The 18,304-nt window shown below is 57.2% G+C and carries 18 protein-coding genes; 8 read left to right on the top strand and 10 right to left on the bottom strand.

What is annotated here, in order from left to right; all coding sequences use genetic code 11:
• Positions 1-17 precede the first annotated feature (17 nt).
• Genes fepC through fepD form a run of 3 tightly spaced genes read right to left on the bottom strand, consistent with a single transcriptional unit; the run spans position 18 to position 2,811 of the window.
• Positions 18-821: an iron-enterobactin ABC transporter ATP-binding protein gene (gene fepC, locus APU02_RS00820; RefSeq protein WP_060568933.1), complete on the bottom strand. Its 804-nt coding sequence runs from the start codon at positions 819-821 to the stop codon at positions 18-20.
• Positions 818-1,810: an iron-enterobactin ABC transporter permease gene (gene fepG / locus APU02_RS00815; protein ID WP_042285627.1), complete on the bottom strand. Its 993-nt coding sequence runs from the start codon at positions 1,808-1,810 to the stop codon at positions 818-820. The genes fepC and fepG overlap by 4 nt, the downstream gene beginning before the upstream one ends.
• Complete coding sequence (gene fepD / locus APU02_RS00810; protein WP_060568932.1) at positions 1,807-2,811, bottom strand: Fe(3+)-siderophore ABC transporter permease; 1,005 nt, start codon at positions 2,809-2,811, stop codon at positions 1,807-1,809. Before fepD ends, fepG begins: the two co-directional genes overlap by 4 nt.
• 107 nt (positions 2,812-2,918) lie before the next feature.
• On the opposite strand from fepD, the gene entS reads away from it, so the two are divergent.
• Positions 2,919-4,154 (top strand): enterobactin transporter EntS, encoded by a 1,236-nt coding sequence (gene entS / locus APU02_RS00805; protein WP_042285620.1) that lies wholly within the window; start codon positions 2,919-2,921, stop codon positions 4,152-4,154.
• A 31-nt stretch (positions 4,155-4,185) separates the two neighbouring features.
• On the opposite strand, the gene fepB is transcribed toward entS, so the two are convergent.
• Positions 4,186-5,127 (bottom strand): Fe2+-enterobactin ABC transporter substrate-binding protein, encoded by a 942-nt coding sequence (fepB, locus tag APU02_RS00800; RefSeq protein WP_233459115.1) that lies wholly within the window; start codon positions 5,125-5,127, stop codon positions 4,186-4,188.
• Between the two features lie 189 nt (positions 5,128-5,316).
• On the opposite strand from fepB, the gene entC reads away from it, so the two are divergent.
• From entC to entH, 5 genes are read left to right on the top strand one after another with little or no spacing between them, the layout of a single operon-like run.
• A complete protein-coding gene (gene entC, locus APU02_RS00795) occupies positions 5,317-6,492 on the top strand; it encodes an isochorismate synthase EntC (RefSeq protein WP_060569120.1) in 1,176 nt (391 codons plus the stop codon).
• 9 nt (positions 6,493-6,501) lie between these two features.
• Entirely contained in the window at positions 6,502-8,109 is a 1,608-nt protein-coding gene (gene entE / locus APU02_RS00790; RefSeq protein ID WP_060568930.1) for a (2,3-dihydroxybenzoyl)adenylate synthase EntE, read from the top strand.
• 13 nt (positions 8,110-8,122) lie between these two features.
• Positions 8,123-8,980, top strand: coding sequence for an isochorismatase (locus tag APU02_RS00785; RefSeq protein WP_042285616.1), 858 nt, complete (start codon positions 8,123-8,125; stop codon positions 8,978-8,980).
• Complete coding sequence (gene entA, locus APU02_RS00780) at positions 8,980-9,735, top strand: 2,3-dihydro-2,3-dihydroxybenzoate dehydrogenase EntA (protein ID WP_060568929.1); 756 nt, start codon at positions 8,980-8,982, stop codon at positions 9,733-9,735. The genes APU02_RS00785 and entA overlap by 1 nt, the downstream gene beginning before the upstream one ends.
• Positions 9,736-9,737: 2 nt before the next feature.
• Positions 9,738-10,151, top strand: coding sequence for a proofreading thioesterase EntH (gene entH, locus APU02_RS00775; protein WP_060568928.1), 414 nt, complete (start codon positions 9,738-9,740; stop codon positions 10,149-10,151).
• A gap of 37 nt (positions 10,152-10,188) precedes the next feature.
• Here the strand turns inward: entH and APU02_RS00770 are convergent, their stop codons facing one another.
• Genes APU02_RS00770 through APU02_RS00760 form a run of 3 tightly spaced genes read right to left on the bottom strand, consistent with a single transcriptional unit; the run spans position 10,189 to position 12,499 of the window.
• A complete protein-coding gene (locus APU02_RS00770; protein ID WP_060568927.1) occupies positions 10,189-11,301 on the bottom strand; it encodes a M20 family metallopeptidase in 1,113 nt (370 codons plus the stop codon).
• Positions 11,302-11,315: 14 nt separating this feature from the next.
• The gene (locus APU02_RS00765; protein ID WP_060568926.1) at positions 11,316-11,780 is read right to left on the bottom strand and encodes a YjiG family protein; all 465 of its coding nucleotides are present in this window, start codon (positions 11,778-11,780) and stop codon (positions 11,316-11,318) included.
• The gene (locus APU02_RS00760; RefSeq protein WP_042285602.1) at positions 11,780-12,499 is read right to left on the bottom strand and encodes a nucleoside recognition domain-containing protein; all 720 of its coding nucleotides are present in this window, start codon (positions 12,497-12,499) and stop codon (positions 11,780-11,782) included. Before APU02_RS00760 ends, APU02_RS00765 begins: the two co-directional genes overlap by 1 nt.
• Positions 12,500-12,800: 301 nt before the next feature.
• Here APU02_RS00760 and cstA point away from each other — a divergent pair, with 301 nt between their 5' ends.
• Positions 12,801-14,906, top strand: coding sequence for a pyruvate/proton symporter CstA (cstA, locus tag APU02_RS00755; RefSeq protein WP_060568925.1), 2,106 nt, complete (start codon positions 12,801-12,803; stop codon positions 14,904-14,906).
• Between the two features lie 55 nt (positions 14,907-14,961).
• Complete coding sequence (locus tag APU02_RS00750) at positions 14,962-15,159, top strand: YbdD/YjiX family protein (RefSeq protein WP_042285592.1); 198 nt, start codon at positions 14,962-14,964, stop codon at positions 15,157-15,159.
• A 74-nt stretch (positions 15,160-15,233) separates the two neighbouring features.
• Here the strand turns inward: APU02_RS00750 and APU02_RS00745 are convergent, their stop codons facing one another.
• The 3 genes from APU02_RS00745 to APU02_RS00735 form a co-directional block, all read right to left on the bottom strand.
• Positions 15,234-15,851, bottom strand: a complete 618-nt coding sequence (locus tag APU02_RS00745) for a ParB/RepB/Spo0J family partition protein (RefSeq protein WP_060568924.1) — start codon at positions 15,849-15,851, stop codon at positions 15,234-15,236.
• Entirely contained in the window at positions 15,836-17,059 is a 1,224-nt protein-coding gene (locus APU02_RS00740; protein WP_042285585.1) for a phosphoadenosine phosphosulfate reductase, read from the bottom strand. The genes APU02_RS00745 and APU02_RS00740 overlap by 16 nt, the downstream gene beginning before the upstream one ends.
• A 151-nt stretch (positions 17,060-17,210) precedes the next feature.
• Entirely contained in the window at positions 17,211-18,113 is a 903-nt protein-coding gene (locus APU02_RS00735) for a LysR family transcriptional regulator (protein WP_060568923.1), read from the bottom strand.
• Positions 18,114-18,304 lie beyond the last annotated feature (191 nt).

Below are 18,304 nucleotides of genomic sequence, written 5' to 3'. Positions count from 1 at the left end.
GCTAAGCCATTTCGTCGTTAACCTCTGTTTGAACGTCCAAGCGGCACGACCAGCGGCGTACCCGCGACCGGATCGTCAATGATGGTGCAGCGCAACCCGTAGATTTCCTCAATCAACCCGGCGTTGACAATCGCGCTGGGGGCGCCCTCGGCGACAATTTTTCCGTCCCGCAGGGCAATCAAATGCGTAGCGTAACGGCAGGCCTGATTCAAATCGTGCAACACCGCCGCAAGGGTATAGCCTTTCTCGCGATTCAGTTCGCTCAACAACTCCAGCAGATCGATTTGATGGCTGATATCCAGCCAGGTGGTGGGTTCGTCCAGCAGCATAATCGACGTCTCCTGCGCCAACACCATCGCAATCCATGCGCGCTGGCGCTGCCCGCCGGAAAGCGTGTCCACGCTCTGGTTGGCCAGATGGGTAATACCGGTGGCGCGCATCGCCTGCGAAACGGCTTCCTCATCCTCTTTGCGCCAGCGGGTAAACAGCGGCTGGTGCGGGTAGCGACCCCGCGCCACCAGTTCCTGAACGGTAATATCACCGGGGGTGGTGGCGTTTTGCGCCAGCAGGCCGATGCGCCGCGCGACCTCTTTACTGGCGTAACGCTGGATGTGCTCGCCATCCAGCCAGACGTGTCCGTGTACGGGCGTCATCAGGCGGCTCAGGGTACGCAGCAACGTCGATTTGCCGCAGCCGTTTGGCCCGATAATCGCGGTGAAATGCCCGTCCGGAATGGCGACGCTAAGATTGTCGGCAACGGTGAATTTTCCATAACCCAGCGTTAACTGGTCGCCACGCAAACGGGCTACTGATTCGGTCATTTTTTGCGGGACTCCTGAATTAACAAGGCGATAAGGTAAATACCGCCGAGGCTCACGGTGACAACGCCCACCGGAAGCTGGTACGGCATAAACAGTTGCTGTGCGCCGAGATCCGCCGCCAACAGCAGCAGCGCCCCGCAGAGCGCGGACTGGGTTAATCCCCAGCGGGCGGTACCGCTAAGTCGGCGGGCGATGTGCGGCGCGACGAGCGCAACAAACGAAATCGGTCCGGCCAGCGCGGTGGCGGCGGCGGTTAATACCACGGCCACCAGCATCATCATCAGGCGGGAACGCTCGACACTGACGCCCAGCGCACAGGCGCTGTCATCGCCCATTTCCAGCAGACGCATTCGGCGTACCAGCAGGGCGGCGCAGATCAGCATGAGAATAATCAGCGGCGCGGACGGCCAGGTTTTTGCCCACGTCAGACCGTTCAGCGACCCGGCGTTCCACAGTCCGGCGGTCAGCGCCGTCTCCAGCGAGGCTTTCAACAGCAGCCAGGTGTTGAACGCCACCAGCATCGCGCGTACGCCGATACCGATGATGATCAGGCGGAAGGTCTCAATGCCGTTGCGCCAGGCGAGCAGCCAGACCAGCAGCGAGGTAAGAATACCGCCCGCCATTGCCGCCAGCGCGATGGCGGTCAGATGCTGGCCAAACAGCACCATTGCCACCAGCACGCCGCTCCAGGCGCCGGTGTTAAAGCCCATCACGTCGGGGCTACCTAAGGGGTTTCGCATCAGCGACTGAAAAATCGCCCCGCTGACCCCGAGCGCTGCGCCGATCAGCAACGCCATCAATACCCGCGGCAATCGCCATTCGGTGACGACCATCGTGATACTGCGCGGCGCATCGCCGAGCAGGGCGGCGATAATCTGCGAGGTTTCGAGCGTTACGGCGCCGCTGCGCAGACTCCACATACCGACTAGCAGGCAGGCAAGCAACAGTAGCAGGCAACTGATAAACAGACGACGGGAGATATGCCTCATGCGGCACCTCGCGGGCGTCGACGAACCAGAAAAATCAGCACCGGCGCGCCGATAAAGGCGCTGACGACCGAGACCCGCAGTTCGCCGGGAACAATCAACCGTCCGATGATATCCGCAAACAGCAACAGGGCAGGGGTGGCGATCAGCGTGACAGGCAATGACCAGCGGTGGTCGGCGCCCACCAGCCAGCGCGCCATGTGCGGCATCATCAGGCCGATAAAGGCGACAGGCCCGACGATCGCCGTGGCGCTGCCGCAGAGCACGGTGATGGCCATCAGGCCGATAAGCTGTGTGCGCGCGACTTTGCTGCCCAGCGCCGTAGCGGTATCACTGCCAAGACTCAGACTGTTGAGCGCCCGGCTCAGCATCAGCGCCGTCGCTCCCGCGAACAGTACCGGTACAATGACCACCTTGAGCGTTTGCAGGCTGCGGATATCCAGCGAACCGGCCTGCCAGAAGCGCAGTTGATCGTAGACGTCCGGGTTAAGCAGCGCGATCCCGCTGGTGAGGCCTTCCAGCACCGCCGCCAGCGCGACGCCGGCGAGCGTCAGGCGCACCGGACTGAGCTGTCCGCCGCCCTGGCTACCGGTAAACGCCACGATCAGCGACGCCACCAGCGCGCCCGCAAAAGCCATTACCAGTTGCTCCTGCGGTGTGGAAAAGCCAAACAGCGCCGCCCCCAGCACGATGGCGAAACTGGCGCCGGAATTGACGCCAAGCAGGCCGGGATCGGCCAGTGGGTTACGGGTGAGCGTTTGCATGAGCGCCCCGGCAAGGCCGAGCGCGCCCCCCGCCAGCAGACCCGCCAGCGTGCGCGGCAGACGGGCGTCGAGCACGATCGTGCAGTCGGCGCTGTGGCAACTGCCGCGAAGCGCATCCAGCACCACGACCGCGGGGAGGGGCTTGGCCCCGATGATGAGACTTAATGCCGTGGCGACAATCAGTAATAACAACAATCCGGGCACGGCAATGGCGCGCGTCACGGAAACAGAGCATGACATATCCACTTCCCTGATAATGATAGTAATTATCGTTATCGATCTTATTTGAATATGTTACCATGTGCAGCCACGGAATTGATAATAAAAGTACCCATCAAGGTTTTGTAATGAATCGACAATCCTGGCTCCTCAACCTCAGTCTGTTGAGGACGCATCCTGCTTTTCGCGCGGTCTTCCTCGCCCGTTTTATCTCGATCGTCTCGCTGGGGTTGCTCGGCGTGGCGGTACCTGTGCAGATCCAGATGATGACTCACTCCACCTGGCAGGTCGGTCTTTCGGTGACGTTGACCGGCAGCGCGATGTTTATCGGGCTGATGGTTGGCGGCGTGCTGGCGGACCGCTACGAGCGGAAAAAAGTGATCCTGCTGGCGCGCGGCACCTGCGGCATTGGCTTTATCGGCCTGTGCCTGAATGCGATGCTGCCGGAGCCGTCACTGATGGCGATTTATCTGCTCGGTTTGTGGGACGGTTTCTTTGCCTCGCTCGGCGTGACCGCATTGCTGGCGGCAACGCCTGCGCTGGTCGGGCGCGAAAACCTGATGCAGGCCGGGGCGATCACTATGCTGACCGTACGTCTGGGCTCGGTGATTTCGCCGATGCTCGGCGGGCTGCTTCTTGCCTCTGGCGGCGTGGCATGGAACTACGGGCTGGCGGCGGCCGGAACATTTATAACTTTGTTGCCGTTGCTGAGTTTACCCGCTCTGCCGCCTCCGCCGCAGCCGCGTGAGCATCCGTTGACGTCGCTGCTCGCGGCATTTCGCTTTTTGCTTGCCAGCCCGCTAATCGGGGGGATCGCGCTGCTCGGCGGATTGCTGACAATGGCCAGCGCCGTGCGCGTGCTGTATCCGGCGTTGGCGATCGGCTGGCAGATGTCAGCGGCACAGATTGGCTTATTGTACGCCGCCATTCCGCTCGGCGCGGCGGTTGGCGCGTTGACCAGCGGACAGCTGGCGCACAGCGTGCGGCCGGGGTGGATTATGCTGCTTTCTACCGTGGGATCGTTTCTGGCGATCGGTCTGTTCGCCCTGATGCCCATCTGGGCGCTGGGCGTTGTCTGCCTGGCGCTGTTTGGCTGGCTGAGCGCAATAAGTTCGCTGTTGCAGTACACCCTGCTGCAAACCCAGACGCCGGAACAGATGTTAGGACGGATTAACGGTTTGTGGACCGCGCAGAACGTGACCGGGGACGCCATTGGCGCGGCCTTATTAGGCGGACTGGGCGCTGTGATGACGCCCGTGGCGTCGGCCAGCGTCAGCGGGTTTGGTCTGGTGATGATTGGCGTACTGTTGATGCTGTTGTTAAGCGAGCTGCGGCGGTTTCGCCAGCAGCCAGCCAGTGCCTGAGTCGCGACGCGCCGTCAGGCACAATAACACGTTAAAACAGGTCGGCGAGGCGGTCTAAAACCCGCATTGCGCTGTAATAGTCCAGACGGAAGGATTCGGTGCCCATCGCATAAACGCGTTTGTTCTGAACCGCAGGCAGGTGCGCCAGCAGCGGGTTGGCATAAATCGCTTTCTCGTCCTTTTCGTCACCGGCAAACAGGAACAGCGCCTGGCCATTCAGCCCGGCGGCGAGATTTTCTCCGCCAAGCTGGATGATGTCGTGACGTTTGCCCTGGCTCTGGCTGGCCTGTAACCCGGCAGGCAGTGTCGCCAGCGTAAAGCCAAGCTGTTCCAGCATCTTGCCCTGTGCCGAGTCCGGAGTCCACAGGTTGGCGGTGTGGGCGGCGGCGGTGTAAACCAGCGCGCTCACCGGCTGCGGTGGCAGGGTTAACTGCTGTTTCACGCTCGCCAGCTTCTTATCGAACTCGGCAATGCGCGCGGCGGCCTGTTTTTCCTGGCCGGTGATCGCGCCTAGCTGGGTCAGCAGCGTCTGCCAGCTTTTATCGTCGTAGTTGATGATAAGCGTCGGGGCGATGGTTGACAGCTGATCGTACAGCGCCAGCGCCGAGTCGCCGCCGGTGGCGCTGATCAAAATCAGGTCAGGCATCTGCGCCGCGACGGCTTCTGCGCTCGGCTCGCCAATGTACAGTCGCGTCAGTTTGCGTGCTTTCGCCACGTCGCTCCACTGGCGCAGAAAGCCCTGACTGTCCGCCACACGGTTGTTCGGGGTGGTGGCACCACTGGCAATGACCGGGGCGTCAATCGCCAACAGCGAACCGGTGAGCGTGACGCTGGTGGAAACGATGCGTTCGGGTTTGCGCTCCAGCGTGTGGCTTCCGCGGCTGTCCGTGACCTGGCGCGGCCAGTCAGCGGCCTGGGCTGAGGAGAATCCGAAAACGGCAAGCGTAATAAGCAGGGTGGGGAGAGAAGACAGTCTCACTAATCGGTTCCTGTACTGAGTGATTAATGCTTCTCATTTTCATTATTAAGGATAAGGGATGCAAGCCTTAGTCGCACATTGTGCTACCCCAGGAGTTGACATACTGCCTGTTTGCTTTTAGGTTAGCGCCCGAAAATATAAATGATAATCATTATTAAAACCTTTATCATTTTGGAGGATGATATGGATACGTCACTGGCCGAGGAAGTACAGCAGACCATGGCAACACTTGCGCCCGATCGCTTTTTCTTTATGTCGCCGTACCGCAGTTTTACGACGTCAGGATGCTTCGCCCGTTTCAATGAACCTGCCGTCAACGGCGATTCGCCAGACAGTCCTTTCCAACAAAAATTACATAATCTGTTCGCCGATGCCAAAGCGCAGGGCCTCGCTAACCCGATAATGGTCGGCGCTATTCCGTTTGATACCCGTCAGCCTTCCGCGTTGTTTATCCCGGATGCCTGGGAAACGTTCTCGCGACAGGAAAAACAGCAGGCCTCGCGTTATTTTACCGGTCATCAGTCGCTGAATGTGACCGAACGCAGGGCGATCCCGGAGCAGGACACCTTTGAAAGTATGGTGGCGCGAGCCGCTGCGCTTACCGCCACGCCGGAGGTTGATAAGGTTGTGCTGTCGCGCCTGATTGATATCACCGCCGACGCGGAGATCGACAGCGGCGCGCTGCTTGAACGTCTGGTGGCGCAAAACCCAGTTAGTTACAACTTCCATGTCCCGCTGGAGGACGGCGGGGTGCTGCTCGGCGCCAGTCCGGAGCTGCTGCTGCGCAAAGAGGGCGAGCGCTTCAGTTCGCTGCCGTTAGCCGGTTCCGCCCGTCGCCAGCCGGATGACGTGCTGGACAGGGAGGCGGGTAACCGTCTGCTGGCATCCGAGAAGGATCGCCATGAACACGATCTGGTGACCCAGGCGATGAAAACCGTTCTGCGCGATCGCAGCAGTGAACTGCACCTGCCGTCTTCGCCGCAGTTGATTACCACCCCGACGCTGTGGCACCTCGGCACGCCGTTTGAAGGTAAGGCGAACGCCGGAGAAAACGCCCTGACGTTGGCGTGCCTGCTGCATCCGACGCCGGCGCTGAGCGGCTTCCCGCATCAGGCGGCGATTGAGCTTATCGCTGAACTGGAACCGTTCGACCGTGACCTGTTTGGCGGCATTGTCGGCTGGTGCGACGCCGACGGAAACGGTGAGTGGGTGGTGACGATCCGCTGTGCGAAGCTGCATAAAAACCAGGTTCGCCTGTTTGCGGGCGCAGGAATTGTCCCGGCCTCTTCGCCGGTGGGGGAATGGCGTGAAACTGGCGTCAAGCTCTCCACCATGTTGAACGTTTTTGGATTGCATTAAGGAGCGATGATGAGCATTCCTTTCACCCGGTGGCCTGACGAGTTTGCCCGGCGTTACCGTGAAAAAGGGTACTGGCTGGATTTGCCGCTGACGGACATTCTGACCCGCCATGCGCAAAACGACAGTACGGCGGTGATCGACGGCGAGCGCCATTTGAGCTATCGCCAGTTGAATCAGGCGGCGGCGAATCTCGCCAGCAGTTTACGCCGTCAGGGCATCAAGCCGGGCGAAACCGCGCTGGTGCAACTGGGCAACGTGGCCGAACTGTATATCACTTTCTTTGCCCTGCTGGAGCTGGGCGTGGCGCCGGTCCTCGCCCTGTTCAGCCATCAGCGTACCGAACTGAACGCTTACGCGAAGCAGATAGAACCCGCGCTGCTGATTGCTGACCGCCAACACGCGCTGTTTGCGGGCGATGATTTCCTGAATACCTTTGTGGCGGAGCACAACACTATTCGCGTGGTGCATCTGCTTAATGACCACGGCGAACATTGCCTGCAGGCAGCGATTGACACCCCGGCGGAGGCGTTTACCGCCACGCCGTCCCCTGCCGACGAGGTGGCTTATTTTCAGCTTTCCGGTGGTACCACCGGGACGCCGAAGCTGATCCCGCGAACCCATAATGACTACTACTACAGCGTGTGCCGCAGCAACGAAATCTGCCGCTTCACCGCGCAGACGCGTTTTTTATGCGCGATTCCGGCGGCGCACAATTATGCGATGAGTTCGCCGGGGTCGCTGGGCGTGTTTCTCGCCGGGGGAACCGTGGTGCTGGCGGATGATCCGAGCGCCACGCTGTGCTTTCCGCTGATCGAAAAACACCAGATTAACGCCACGGCGCTGGTGCCGCCTGCGGTCAGCCTGTGGCTTCAGGCAATTAACGAATGGGGCAGCAACGCGCAGTTGGCCTCGCTGCAACTGTTGCAGGTGGGCGGCGCGCGTCTGTCCGCGTCGCTGGCGGCCCGTATTCCGGCGGAGATCGGCTGTCAGCTCCAGCAGGTGTTTGGCATGGCGGAAGGGCTGGTGAATTACACCCGCCTTGACGACAGCCCGGAGCGAATCATCAACACCCAGGGACGTCCGATGTGTCCGGATGATGAAGTGTGGGTAGCGGACGCCGACGGTAATCCGCTGCCGCAGGGCGAGACCGGACGGCTGATGACCCGCGGTCCGTATACCTTCCGCGGCTACTTTAAAAGCCCTGAGCACAACGCCAGCGCATTTGACGCCAACGGGTTTTACTGTTCGGGCGACCTGATTTCCATCGATAAAGACGGATACATCACCGTTCAGGGACGTGAAAAAGATCAGATCAACCGCGGCGGTGAGAAGATCGCCGCAGAAGAGATCGAAAACCTGTTGCTGCGCCATCCGGCGGTGATCCATGCGGCGCTGGTCAGCATGGAAGATGAGCTAATGGGCGAGAAAAGCTGTGCGTATCTGGTGGTGAAAGAACCCCTGCGCGCCGTCCAGGTGCGTCGATTCCTGCGCGAGCAGGGCGTCGCGGAATTTAAGCTGCCGGACCGTGTAGAGACCGTCGAGGCGCTGCCTCTGACGCCGGTCGGTAAAGTCGATAAAAAACAATTACGTCAGTGGCTGGCTACGCGCACGGCCTGAAGGAGAACACGCAATGGCAATCCCAAAATTACAGGCATACGCGCTGCCGGGCGCGCAGGATATTCCGACCAACAAGGTGAACTGGGCCTTTGAACCCGAGCGCGCGGCGCTGTTGATTCACGATATGCAGGATTACTTTGTCAGCTTCTGGGGGGAAAACTGCCCGATGATGGCGCAGGTTATCGCCAATATCGCCGCCCTGCGGGAATACTGTAAAGCACATCACATTCCGGTCTATTACACCGCCCAGCCGAAAGAGCAGAGCGATGAAGACCGCGCGTTGCTCAATGATATGTGGGGGCCGGGCCTGACCCGTTCACCGGAGCAGCAAAAGGTGGTGGATCTGTTGACGCCGGATGAGGCTGACACGGTGCTGGTGAAATGGCGATACAGCGCGTTTCACCGTTCACCGCTTGAACAAATGCTGAAAGAGACGGGGCGTAACCAGTTGATTATCACCGGCGTGTACGCGCATATCGGCTGCATGACCACCGCCACCGACGCCTTTATGCGTGACATCAAGCCGTTTATGGTGGCGGACGCGCTGGCGGACTTTAGTCGCGAAGAGCACCTGATGTCGCTGAAGTACGTCGCAGGACGTTCCGGCCGGGTGGTGATGACGCAGGATCTGCTGCCCGCGCCAGTCCCAGCCAGCAAAGATGCGCTGCGCGCCCTGATCCTGCCGCTGCTGGATGAGTCCGATACGCCGATGGATGATGAGAACCTCATTGATTACGGTCTGGATTCGGTGCGGATGATGGCGCTGGCGGCGCGCTGGCGCAAAGTACATGGCGATATCGACTTCGTGATGCTGGCGAAAAATCCGACGATTGACGCCTGGTGGACACTGCTTTCACGCGAGGTGAAGTAATGGCCGGGTTTGACTTTCAGGGCAAAACGGTGTGGATTACCGGCGCCGGTAAGGGCATTGGTTACACGACCGCGCTGGCGTTTACGAAAGCGGGCGCACAGGTCACCGGTTTCGACCGTGAATTCGCGCTGGACGACTACCCGTTCGTCACCGAAACGCTGGACGTGGCGAATGCAGGGCAAGTGGCCGAGGTGTGCCAGCGTTTACTGGCGCAAACCGAACGACTGGACGTGCTGGTGAACGCCGCCGGGATCCTGCGTATGGGGGCCACCGATGCGCTGAGCGCCGACGACTGGCAGCAAACCTTTGCCGTCAACGTCGGTGGGGCGTTTAATCTTTTTCAACAGACGATGGCGCAGTTTCGCCGCCAGCAGGGGGGAGCGATTGTCACCGTGGCGTCCGACGCCGCGCACACCCCGCGTATCGGCATGAGCGCCTACGGCGCGTCAAAAGCGGCGCTGAAAAGCCTGGCGCTGACCGTTGGGCTGGAGCTGTCGGGTAACGGTGTGCGCTGTAACGTGGTGTCGCCTGGCTCCACTGATACCGATATGCAGCGCACGTTATGGATTAGCGACGATGCTGAACAACAGCGCATTCGCGGCTTTGGCGAGCAGTTTAAGCTCGGTATTCCGCTGGGCAAAATCGCTCGTCCGCAGGAGATCGCTAATACCATTTTGTTCCTTGCTTCCGATCTGGCGAGCCATATCACGCTGCAGGACATCGTGGTGGACGGCGGTTCGACGCTGGGAGCATAACGATGATCTGGAAACGTCACTTAACGCTGGATGAACTGAATGCCACCAGCCAGAACACGATGGTGGCGCATCTGGGGATCCTCTACACCCGCCTGGGCGATGAGGTGCTGGAAGCGGAAATGCCAGTCGATGCCCGCACTCATCAGCCGTTTGGCCTGCTGCACGGCGGCGCGTCAGCGGCACTGGCGGAGACGCTGGGCTCGATGGCGGGCTATCTGATGACCCGGGACGGTCAGTGCGTAGTGGGGACCGAGCTGAATGCCACCCATCATCGTCCGGTCTCTCAGGGAAAAGTACGCGGCGTCTGTCAGCCGCTGCACCTGGGGCGCCAAAGTCAAAGCTGGGAGATTGTGGTGTTTGATGAGCAAGGGCGGCGTTGCTGCACTTGCCGGCTGGGAACCGCGGTGCTCGGTTAAGATAAATACCCCTCCCTGTGCAGAGAGGGGTTGACGCTTACAACTGCGACACGATGCGGCGTAATAAGCGGATCCGCGGCGCGATCGAGGCGATATCCAGCCATTCTGCCGGGCTGTGGAAACCCGCCCCTACCGGACCAAGACCGTCCAGCGTCGGAATGCCTAACGCGGCGGTATGGTTGGCGTCGCTGCCTCCACCGACGGCCTGCCAGGTAATCGCAATACCTTCTTCTTTACCCGCCTGCTCCACGAGGACCATCAGCTCGCCCGTCGCTTCACTTGCCGCCATCGCCGGTTTGTGATTGACCTGAACGAGCGTGGTGGTGACTCCGTCAAGGAAGCCGCGCTCGCACATCTCCTGCAACGCCTGATGGACGCGGGCATCTTCGTCGTTTTGCCAGAAGCGTACGTCGAGTTCGGCAAAGGCGCTGTCCGGCACCACGTTAGCAGCGCTGCCGCCGCGAATGACCCCTACGTTAAGCGTCGTTCCGGCGCGGCTGTCGGCGAGGGCATTGATCGCGACAATACTGTTCGCCAGAGCGGTAATCGCCGAGCGTCCTTTTTCCGGTTCGTTACCTGCATGGGCGGCAACGCCGGTGAAGGTCAGGTGATAACCTGCCATTCCCTTACGCGCCTTCACCAGCGAGCCGTCGGCGCGCGCTGCTTCGCAGACCAGCACGCAGCGTGATTTTTTCGCCAGTTCGCCAATCCATTCGTGAGAATAGACGCTGCCGGTTTCTTCATCGGGATTCATGGCGACCGCGATGCTCAGGCGTTCGCGATGTTCCGGCGCCAGCGTGCGCATTGCCCAGAGGATGTTCAGCAGGCCGCTTTTCATGTCAGAGACGCCAGGACCATACAGTCGGTTTTCATCGCGGCTCATCGGGCGTTCGGCCACGGTGCCAGCCGGGAAAACGGTGTCCATATGCCCGACCATCAGCACGTCGAATTTTTCGGCGCCCGGTTTATTGGTGACAAACAGGCCGGGACCGACCTTGTCGCCCAGATCGACGGACTCGACGTGCCAGCCCTCCTGCTGCCAGAGCTGGCGGATGATGCCGGCAACCTGCGCGACACCTTCAAGGGTGGCGGTGCCGCAGTCCACGTTGACCAGGGTTTCCAGTTCGGCAAAATACGTTTCAAGATCCATACATCGTCCTTAATTCAGAGAATGATGCGCATCAGCAGCATCGCGATAAAGGCGTTGACGATCGAAATAACGATCATCAGCGGAATGCGTTTGGCCTGGGTGCCAATCACCCCGAGGATACGGCCCAGATATTGCACCTGCGAGCCCATCAGATAGATAGCCGGGGCGAGGATCGCCAGATGTTCGCCGCTGATGATCCCCTTATCGAACAAACCGATAGCGACGCCAATGCCGCCGCCCATCGACATCCAGCCGCCGATCAGCACGGCGGCGGCTTCGCCGGGTAAACCAAACAGCCCCATCAGCGGAGCGAAGATCATGCCCATGCCTTTCAGCGCGCCGGTGATCTCCAGCGCCTTGATGATAATGAAGGCCATCACGACATTGGGCAATGTGCTGCTGGTGGCGATGTTCCAGCCTTTACGCGCGCCTTCAACGAAGACATCGGTAATAACCGGTTTAGCATTTTGGGCGCTCATCAGGCTTCTCCTTTTTCCGCGGTGACGGCAGGGGCTTTTTTCCCGCTGAACGTCAGGATCAGGCGCATCAGGTTGGCGCCGAAAATTTTCATCACGAACATCACCATGATGCAAACGCCGATAGACGTTGGGACCGCGGGCGTACCGTCCATCGCCATCAGCGTGAACAGGATCGCGCCGGAGGAGAAGAAGTTGGTGATCATTGCGCCGGCGGAAAACTGGAACATCGCGAAGATATCTTTCTCTTTTTCCGTAATCTGTCCTTCATCGGACAAATTGCGGGTCAGTGACGCTCCTACGTCAGTGCTTTGCAGGCTGCCGATCATCGCCAGTCCGGTGTTGCCAGGGATCCCCAGCAGCGGGCGCAGCAAGGGCGTTAACAGGCGGCGCGCGGCGCGCAACGCGCCATAATGCTCCAGTACGTTGATCATGCCGAGGGCGAACATCACCGCCGGAATGAGGCCCAATGCAAATAAAAAGCCGTCCATCGCGCCGTTCCCCCCCACGCCGCGAAAGGCGCTGGTGGTGGTGGTGATCGCGTCGCCTTGCTGACTCACGCCGCTCACGACGCGTCCGAACGCGCCGTTGAGCGTGGTGAAGTCAAAGACCCCATACCACTCTTTTCCACCCAATAACCCGGAAAAAAAGACGGCGGCAAACGCCAGGGCGAAATACGCGCCGGGTCCTGTTCTTTGCTCCTTTACCTCTGTACTACTCATTTCCTTCTCCTTGTAGATATGCGTTTAGCCCACTTATTCTGACGATGTAAGCAATTAAAAAGATGATTCAAATCATTTCATTGGCGGCTACAACGGTGAGGAAACAAAAATTGTGAGCTGTAAAAAAAGTTTCACATTTTGTGCGGTTTTCCTGCGGATAGTGATCCGCTTAACAATGCAATGTAAATATCAGGTGATGGTTCAGGTTTATTAGGTTGTCAGGTTGTTAAAACTGGAAAAGATGTTATAGAAACAAAATGTAACATCTCACTTCTCTGGAACATGCAAACGGATAACAACCATGAATAAATCAGGGAAATACCTCGTCTGGACAGTGCTCTCGGTTATGGGGGCGTTCGCTCTGGGCTACATTGCATTAAACCGTGGGGAACAGATCAACGCGCTATGGATCGTGGTGGCGTCGGTCTGCGTCTATCTCATTGCCTACCGTTTTTACGGCCTGTACATTGCCAAAAATGTGCTGGCGGTTGACCCGACGCGCATGACGCCCGCCGTGCGTCATAACGACGGGCTGGACTATGTGCCGACCGACAAAAAAGTGCTGTTCGGTCACCATTTTGCGGCAATTGCCGGGGCAGGGCCGCTGGTGGGGCCGGTGCTGGCGGCGCAGATGGGTTATCTACCGGGAATGATCTGGCTGCTGGCCGGGGTGGTACTCGCCGGGGCGGTGCAGGACTTTATGGTGCTGTTTGTCTCGACCCGGCGCGACGGGCGTTCGCTCGGCGAACTGGTGAAAGAGGAGATGGGGCCGACCGCCGGGGTCATTGCGCTGGTGGCCTGTTTTATGATCATGGTGATCATCCTCGCGGTGCTGGCGATGATTGTGGTGAAAGCGCTGACTCACAGCCCGTGGGGGACGTATACCGTGGCGTTCACCATTCCGCTGGCTATCTTCATGGGGATTTATCTGCGCTATCTCCGTCCGGGACGCATTGGCGAAGTGTCGGTGATTGGGCTGGTATTCCTGGTGTTTGCCATTATCTCCGGCGGCTGGGTCGCGGAAAGCCCAACCTGGGCGCCATACTTTGACTTTACCGGCGTACAGTTGACCTGGATGCTGGTGGGGTACGGCTTCGTGGCGGCGGTGCTGCCGGTGTGGCTGCTGCTGGCGCCGCGTGATTATCTCTCCACCTTCCTGAAGATCGGCACCATTGTTGGCCTGGCGGTAGGGATTTTGATCATGCGCCCAACCCTGACCATGCCTGCGCTGACCAAATTTGTCGACGGTACGGGGCCAGTCTGGACCGGTAACCTGTTCCCGTTCCTGTTTATTACCATTGCCTGCGGCGCGGTGTCCGGGTTCCATGCGCTGATCTCCTCGGGCACCACGCCGAAGATGTTGGCGAATGAAGGACAGGCCTGCTTTATCGGCTATGGTGGGATGCTGATGGAATCCTTTGTGGCCATCATGGCGCTGGTTTCCGCCTGCATCATTGATCCGGGCGTCTACTTCGCAATGAACAGCCCGATGGCGGTTCTGGCTCCAGCCGGAACTACGGACGTGGTAGCGTCTGCCGCGCAGGTGGTCAGTAGTTGGGGCTTTGTGATTACGCCGGATACGCTGAACCAGATCGCGAACGAGGTCGGCGAGCAGTCGATCATTTCCCGTGCGGGCGGCGCCCCGACGCTGGCGGTGGGGATGGCGTACATTCTCCACGGTGCGCTGGGCGGGATGATGGATGTCGCCTTCTGGTATCACTTCGCGATTCTGTTTGAAGCGCTGTTTATTCTCACCGCGGTGGACGCCGGGACGCGCGCTGCACGCTTTATGTTGCAGGATCTGCTGGGCGTGATCTCGCCGGGGCTGAAACGTACCGATTCGCTGCCCGCTAACCTGCTGGCGACGGCGCTGTGCGTGCTGGCCTGGGGTTACTTCCTGCATCAGGGGGTCGTCGACCCGCTCGGCGGCATTAACACCCTGTGGCCGCTATTTGGTATCGCCAACCAGATGCTGGCGGGCATGGCGCTGATGCTTTGTGCGGTGGTGTTGTTCAAGATGAAGCGCCAGCGTTATGCATGGGTGGCGCTGGTGCCTACCGCGTGGCTGCTGATTTGTACTCTGACCGCCGGCTGGCAGAAAGCCTTCAGTCCGGATGCGAAAGTGGGCTTCCTGGCGATCGCCAATAAGTTCCAGGCGATGATCGACAGCGGCAATATTCCGGCGCAGTACACCGAATCGCAGCTGGCGCAGTTGGTATTTAATAACCGTCTGGATGCCGGGTTGACGATCTTCTTTATGGTGGTGGTTGTGGTGCTGGCGCTGTTCTCCATCAAGACCGCGCTGGCGGCGCTGAAGGTGGACACGCCGACGGCGAAAGAAACGCCGTACGAGCCGATGCCGGAAAACGTGGATGAGATCGTCGCGCAGGCGAAAGGCGCGCACTAAGTTATGCATCACCCTCTCCCGCACCGGGGGAGGGTGTTTCTGTTAAGGGGGAATGATGTTTGATACGCTTTCGAAAGCCGGTAAATATCTGGGCCAGGCGGCGAAGCTGATGATTGGCGTACCGGATTATGACAACTATGTTGAGCATATGCGGGTGACGCATCCTGAGCAGACACCTATGACCTATGAAGAGTTTTTCCGCGAGCGTCAGGATGCGCGATACGGCGGGAAGGGCGGCGCGCGCTGCTGCTGATGCTCATCCTGATTTCTGTGGCTGGGGCTGTGACTTCCTGCGCCTTGTAGGATACTGAGCATCAGTCGTTCTGCTTATTTCACCGTCCAGGCCTTCGAGAATCGACGATTGGCGAACAGCTCCTGCAGAACGTTGATCTGTTTCAGGCGCAGCACTTCATCGTCGTCCATGCCCAGCTCTTTGCCTATTTTAGCGTCATCCCAGCCCAGTAACGCCAGTTCGCGGACAATTTCTGACATCGCGTGGATCTGATGCCGTCCCCTTGCCCGGTTATGGCGAATGGTGGCCGCCATCCGATCGTGGCGTTCGCCTTCCAGGCAGGTAATGGGTAAATACCCTTTCAGCCGCGTTTTTAGCGCCGCCCGGCCTTTGCCCAGCTCGTGACGGTGAAAGCCATCGACAATTTCATACTCTTCTTCACTGGCCTGAGACACCACAATGGGTTGGGTGAAACCATCCTCTTCAATGGATTTCAGCAGCAGTTTCTTTTCCGGTGGCGCGACGGTATTGGGGTTGTAATCATTGGGCGCGATATGCTCGTTTTTGATCCATAAAACGCAGTCTACCGGTTGGTCGCGAAACGGGCTGACGCGATGAATGGCCATTCTGAATTCGTTGATGGCTTTAATGCGCTCTTCTTCGGACAACGCAGAAAGAAAGTGCGTGAGTTCCTGTGTTAGTCGTTGTTGCATAAAATTCCCCACTCTTTACGTTTTGCTTTCATGCGATCGCTGTAACGTTGGTAACTCTTTGGCTTCGTCGGACTGAAAGAGAGCGCCCGACACCAGTAATCATTATTCAGTAAAACCTTACAGATGCGCCGCCAGGACGGAATGTCTTTCGCGCCAATATCACCCGCCTGGGTTTCCGGGATCTCCCCGTCGCCTTTTTTCTTATACCACTGCAAATAGACGGCAATTTTGTTTCGGTAATGCTCTGCCGTTTTCTCCGGCATACTTTGCAAGAGCAGCATGGCGTACTGCTGCCAGCTTAAATGGTCGGGCTTGAGGATCTTCCGATGCCCGTAAAAATGATTGTTTTGTCCGGCGTATATTCCGCCGCTTCTGACGCCGCTGACGCGTTCGCACATAAGCGCCCATCTTTCAGGTTCAATAACATGGTACAGCCACAGCCCCTGGCGTTGTTCAGGGCCAAACGGTTCGCAAATGCGCATATAGCGAGCCGGAACGCCAGCCTGATACATCAGGTTATAAAGCGGATTGCAGGGCAGTTTTGTTTGTGCGAACCAGGTCCAGATATCCGCGGTTTTCCAGTCATATATCGGGTAGATATACCAGGTGTGTCCGCCCGGCGCGGCGGTGGTCCAGGGTTTATCATCGGCAAAACGTTGCTTACTCAGGCTGGCGATGGCGACAAAACGGTTATAAGACTCATCTGCACGAATACCGACCATCATGGCGGCCGGGCGTTTATTAGAAAACCAGTCGGCGAATTCGCGTACGAATTGTTCAAACGTCATCCCGGACTGATAGAAGGAAAAATAGCCCGGGTCGGTAATCGCATCCGGCGGCGGCTGGCGCACCCAGCGGGTATTGGGTTCCCAGCATTGCCATTCTGGCTGGAATTGTGAGAGTGAATTTTGCGTTGTCAGGGGCAACGCCACCCAATAGAAATGCTCAATGACGTCGGAATATGTCTGGCGCAGTGCGTCAATATAGTCGATGGTGCAGGAAAACTGCGCCTCCCAGTCAATAAACAGTATACTAATTTTTTTGTTTAACTTGCGTGCAAGCTGTGCAGTTAAATGCAGCATGAGCCCGGAGTCTTTCCCGCCTGAAAATGAGACACAGACGCGTGGAAGATTCTCAAGGGTCCATGATATTCGTTCTTCTGCGGCTTCAAGAACGTTTTGATCTAAAGGAATCTTATAAACAGACATATAAAGCCTATCCCTGAACGGTAATATCATTAATATAATACAATAAGTAATTATATACGATAGGCCGTTTGAGGGATTGTGCAAAATTCATATTTATTATGAATGTGTTGGCGCTAAGTATTTATATAACAAATGCTTAGCGCTCAAAATCTTAACCGTCATTATTCATCCGTGAAATCATCTCCGAAAACATCTTATTATTCATGGAGGAACGGTTGTATAAGTAATAAAGCTGAACAGGTGGGATCGCAAATGGATAATTGATTCGTTTGAATTGTAATAATGGTTGATAGAAATCGAATATGACTCTGGGTATAAAACCAATAATGTCCGTTGAAGAAATAACGTTTGCAATAGCAATTAGCGACTGGCTACGAAAACCAATTTTTCTCCCCTTAATAATATTCTCGGGATGTAGTTGATATTCTTTCACACCTGGATCATCATGGAGAAACAGCGTGAATTGTTCTTCTAAAATGTCCTCCAGGGAGGAGTGTTCATTAATGCGAGGATGATCTTTGCTGCATACCAGAATACAATCTACAGGATTAAAAGGCTTGCAAATAACTGAACGATTATTCACTGGATATAAAGAAATGACCAGATCAGCTTTTCGATAAGCTAACAAATCTTCAGCCGACTCTTTGCTGGTGAGAATATCATGGTGTTCAATTTCTATGTTCGTATTCTGACGAACTTTCTTTATTAAATCCATAATACTTTCAGAAATAAGGAGTTGGGGGCCATAAATTATAAATCTTTTCCTGATTTCTGTCTCATGCATGATATTTATCGTCTGTTCAAGACTGTTCAGATTATTTTCCAGGTGGTGATGCAAGTTAATCCCCATTGTTGTGGGGGTAATGCCTTTACCAGCACGGATAAATAACGGATCGTTTAACTGCGTCCGCAACCGCTGTAGCGACTGGCTCACCGCTGAGGGTGTGATGTAAAGCGTTTCAGCCGCCTTACTGATGCTGAGATGCTGGTAAATACATTCAAAAATAACCAACAGGTTAAGGTCGAATTTTTTGAGATCGTAAAGGTTAGCCATGTTTTTTTCCTGTTTCCATTTCTAAGATGAAATTATCAATTGCATGTATATATCAGGTGTTGTCACTGATGAAAATTTAAGGATGTAAACTTAAAGGTACATTTAGTATGGCTAAAATAACACATTAAATTTTTTTTGGTGAAGAAATTAAGAAGTATTGAGGGCGATTATGGTCAATTTAATTTTAATCA

This window comes from Citrobacter sp. 50677481, assembly GCF_001463265.1.
Classification (GTDB): Bacteria; Pseudomonadota; Gammaproteobacteria; order Enterobacterales; family Enterobacteriaceae; genus Citrobacter_A; species Citrobacter_A sedlakii.
This window is presented reverse-complemented; position numbering and strand designations above follow the sequence as displayed.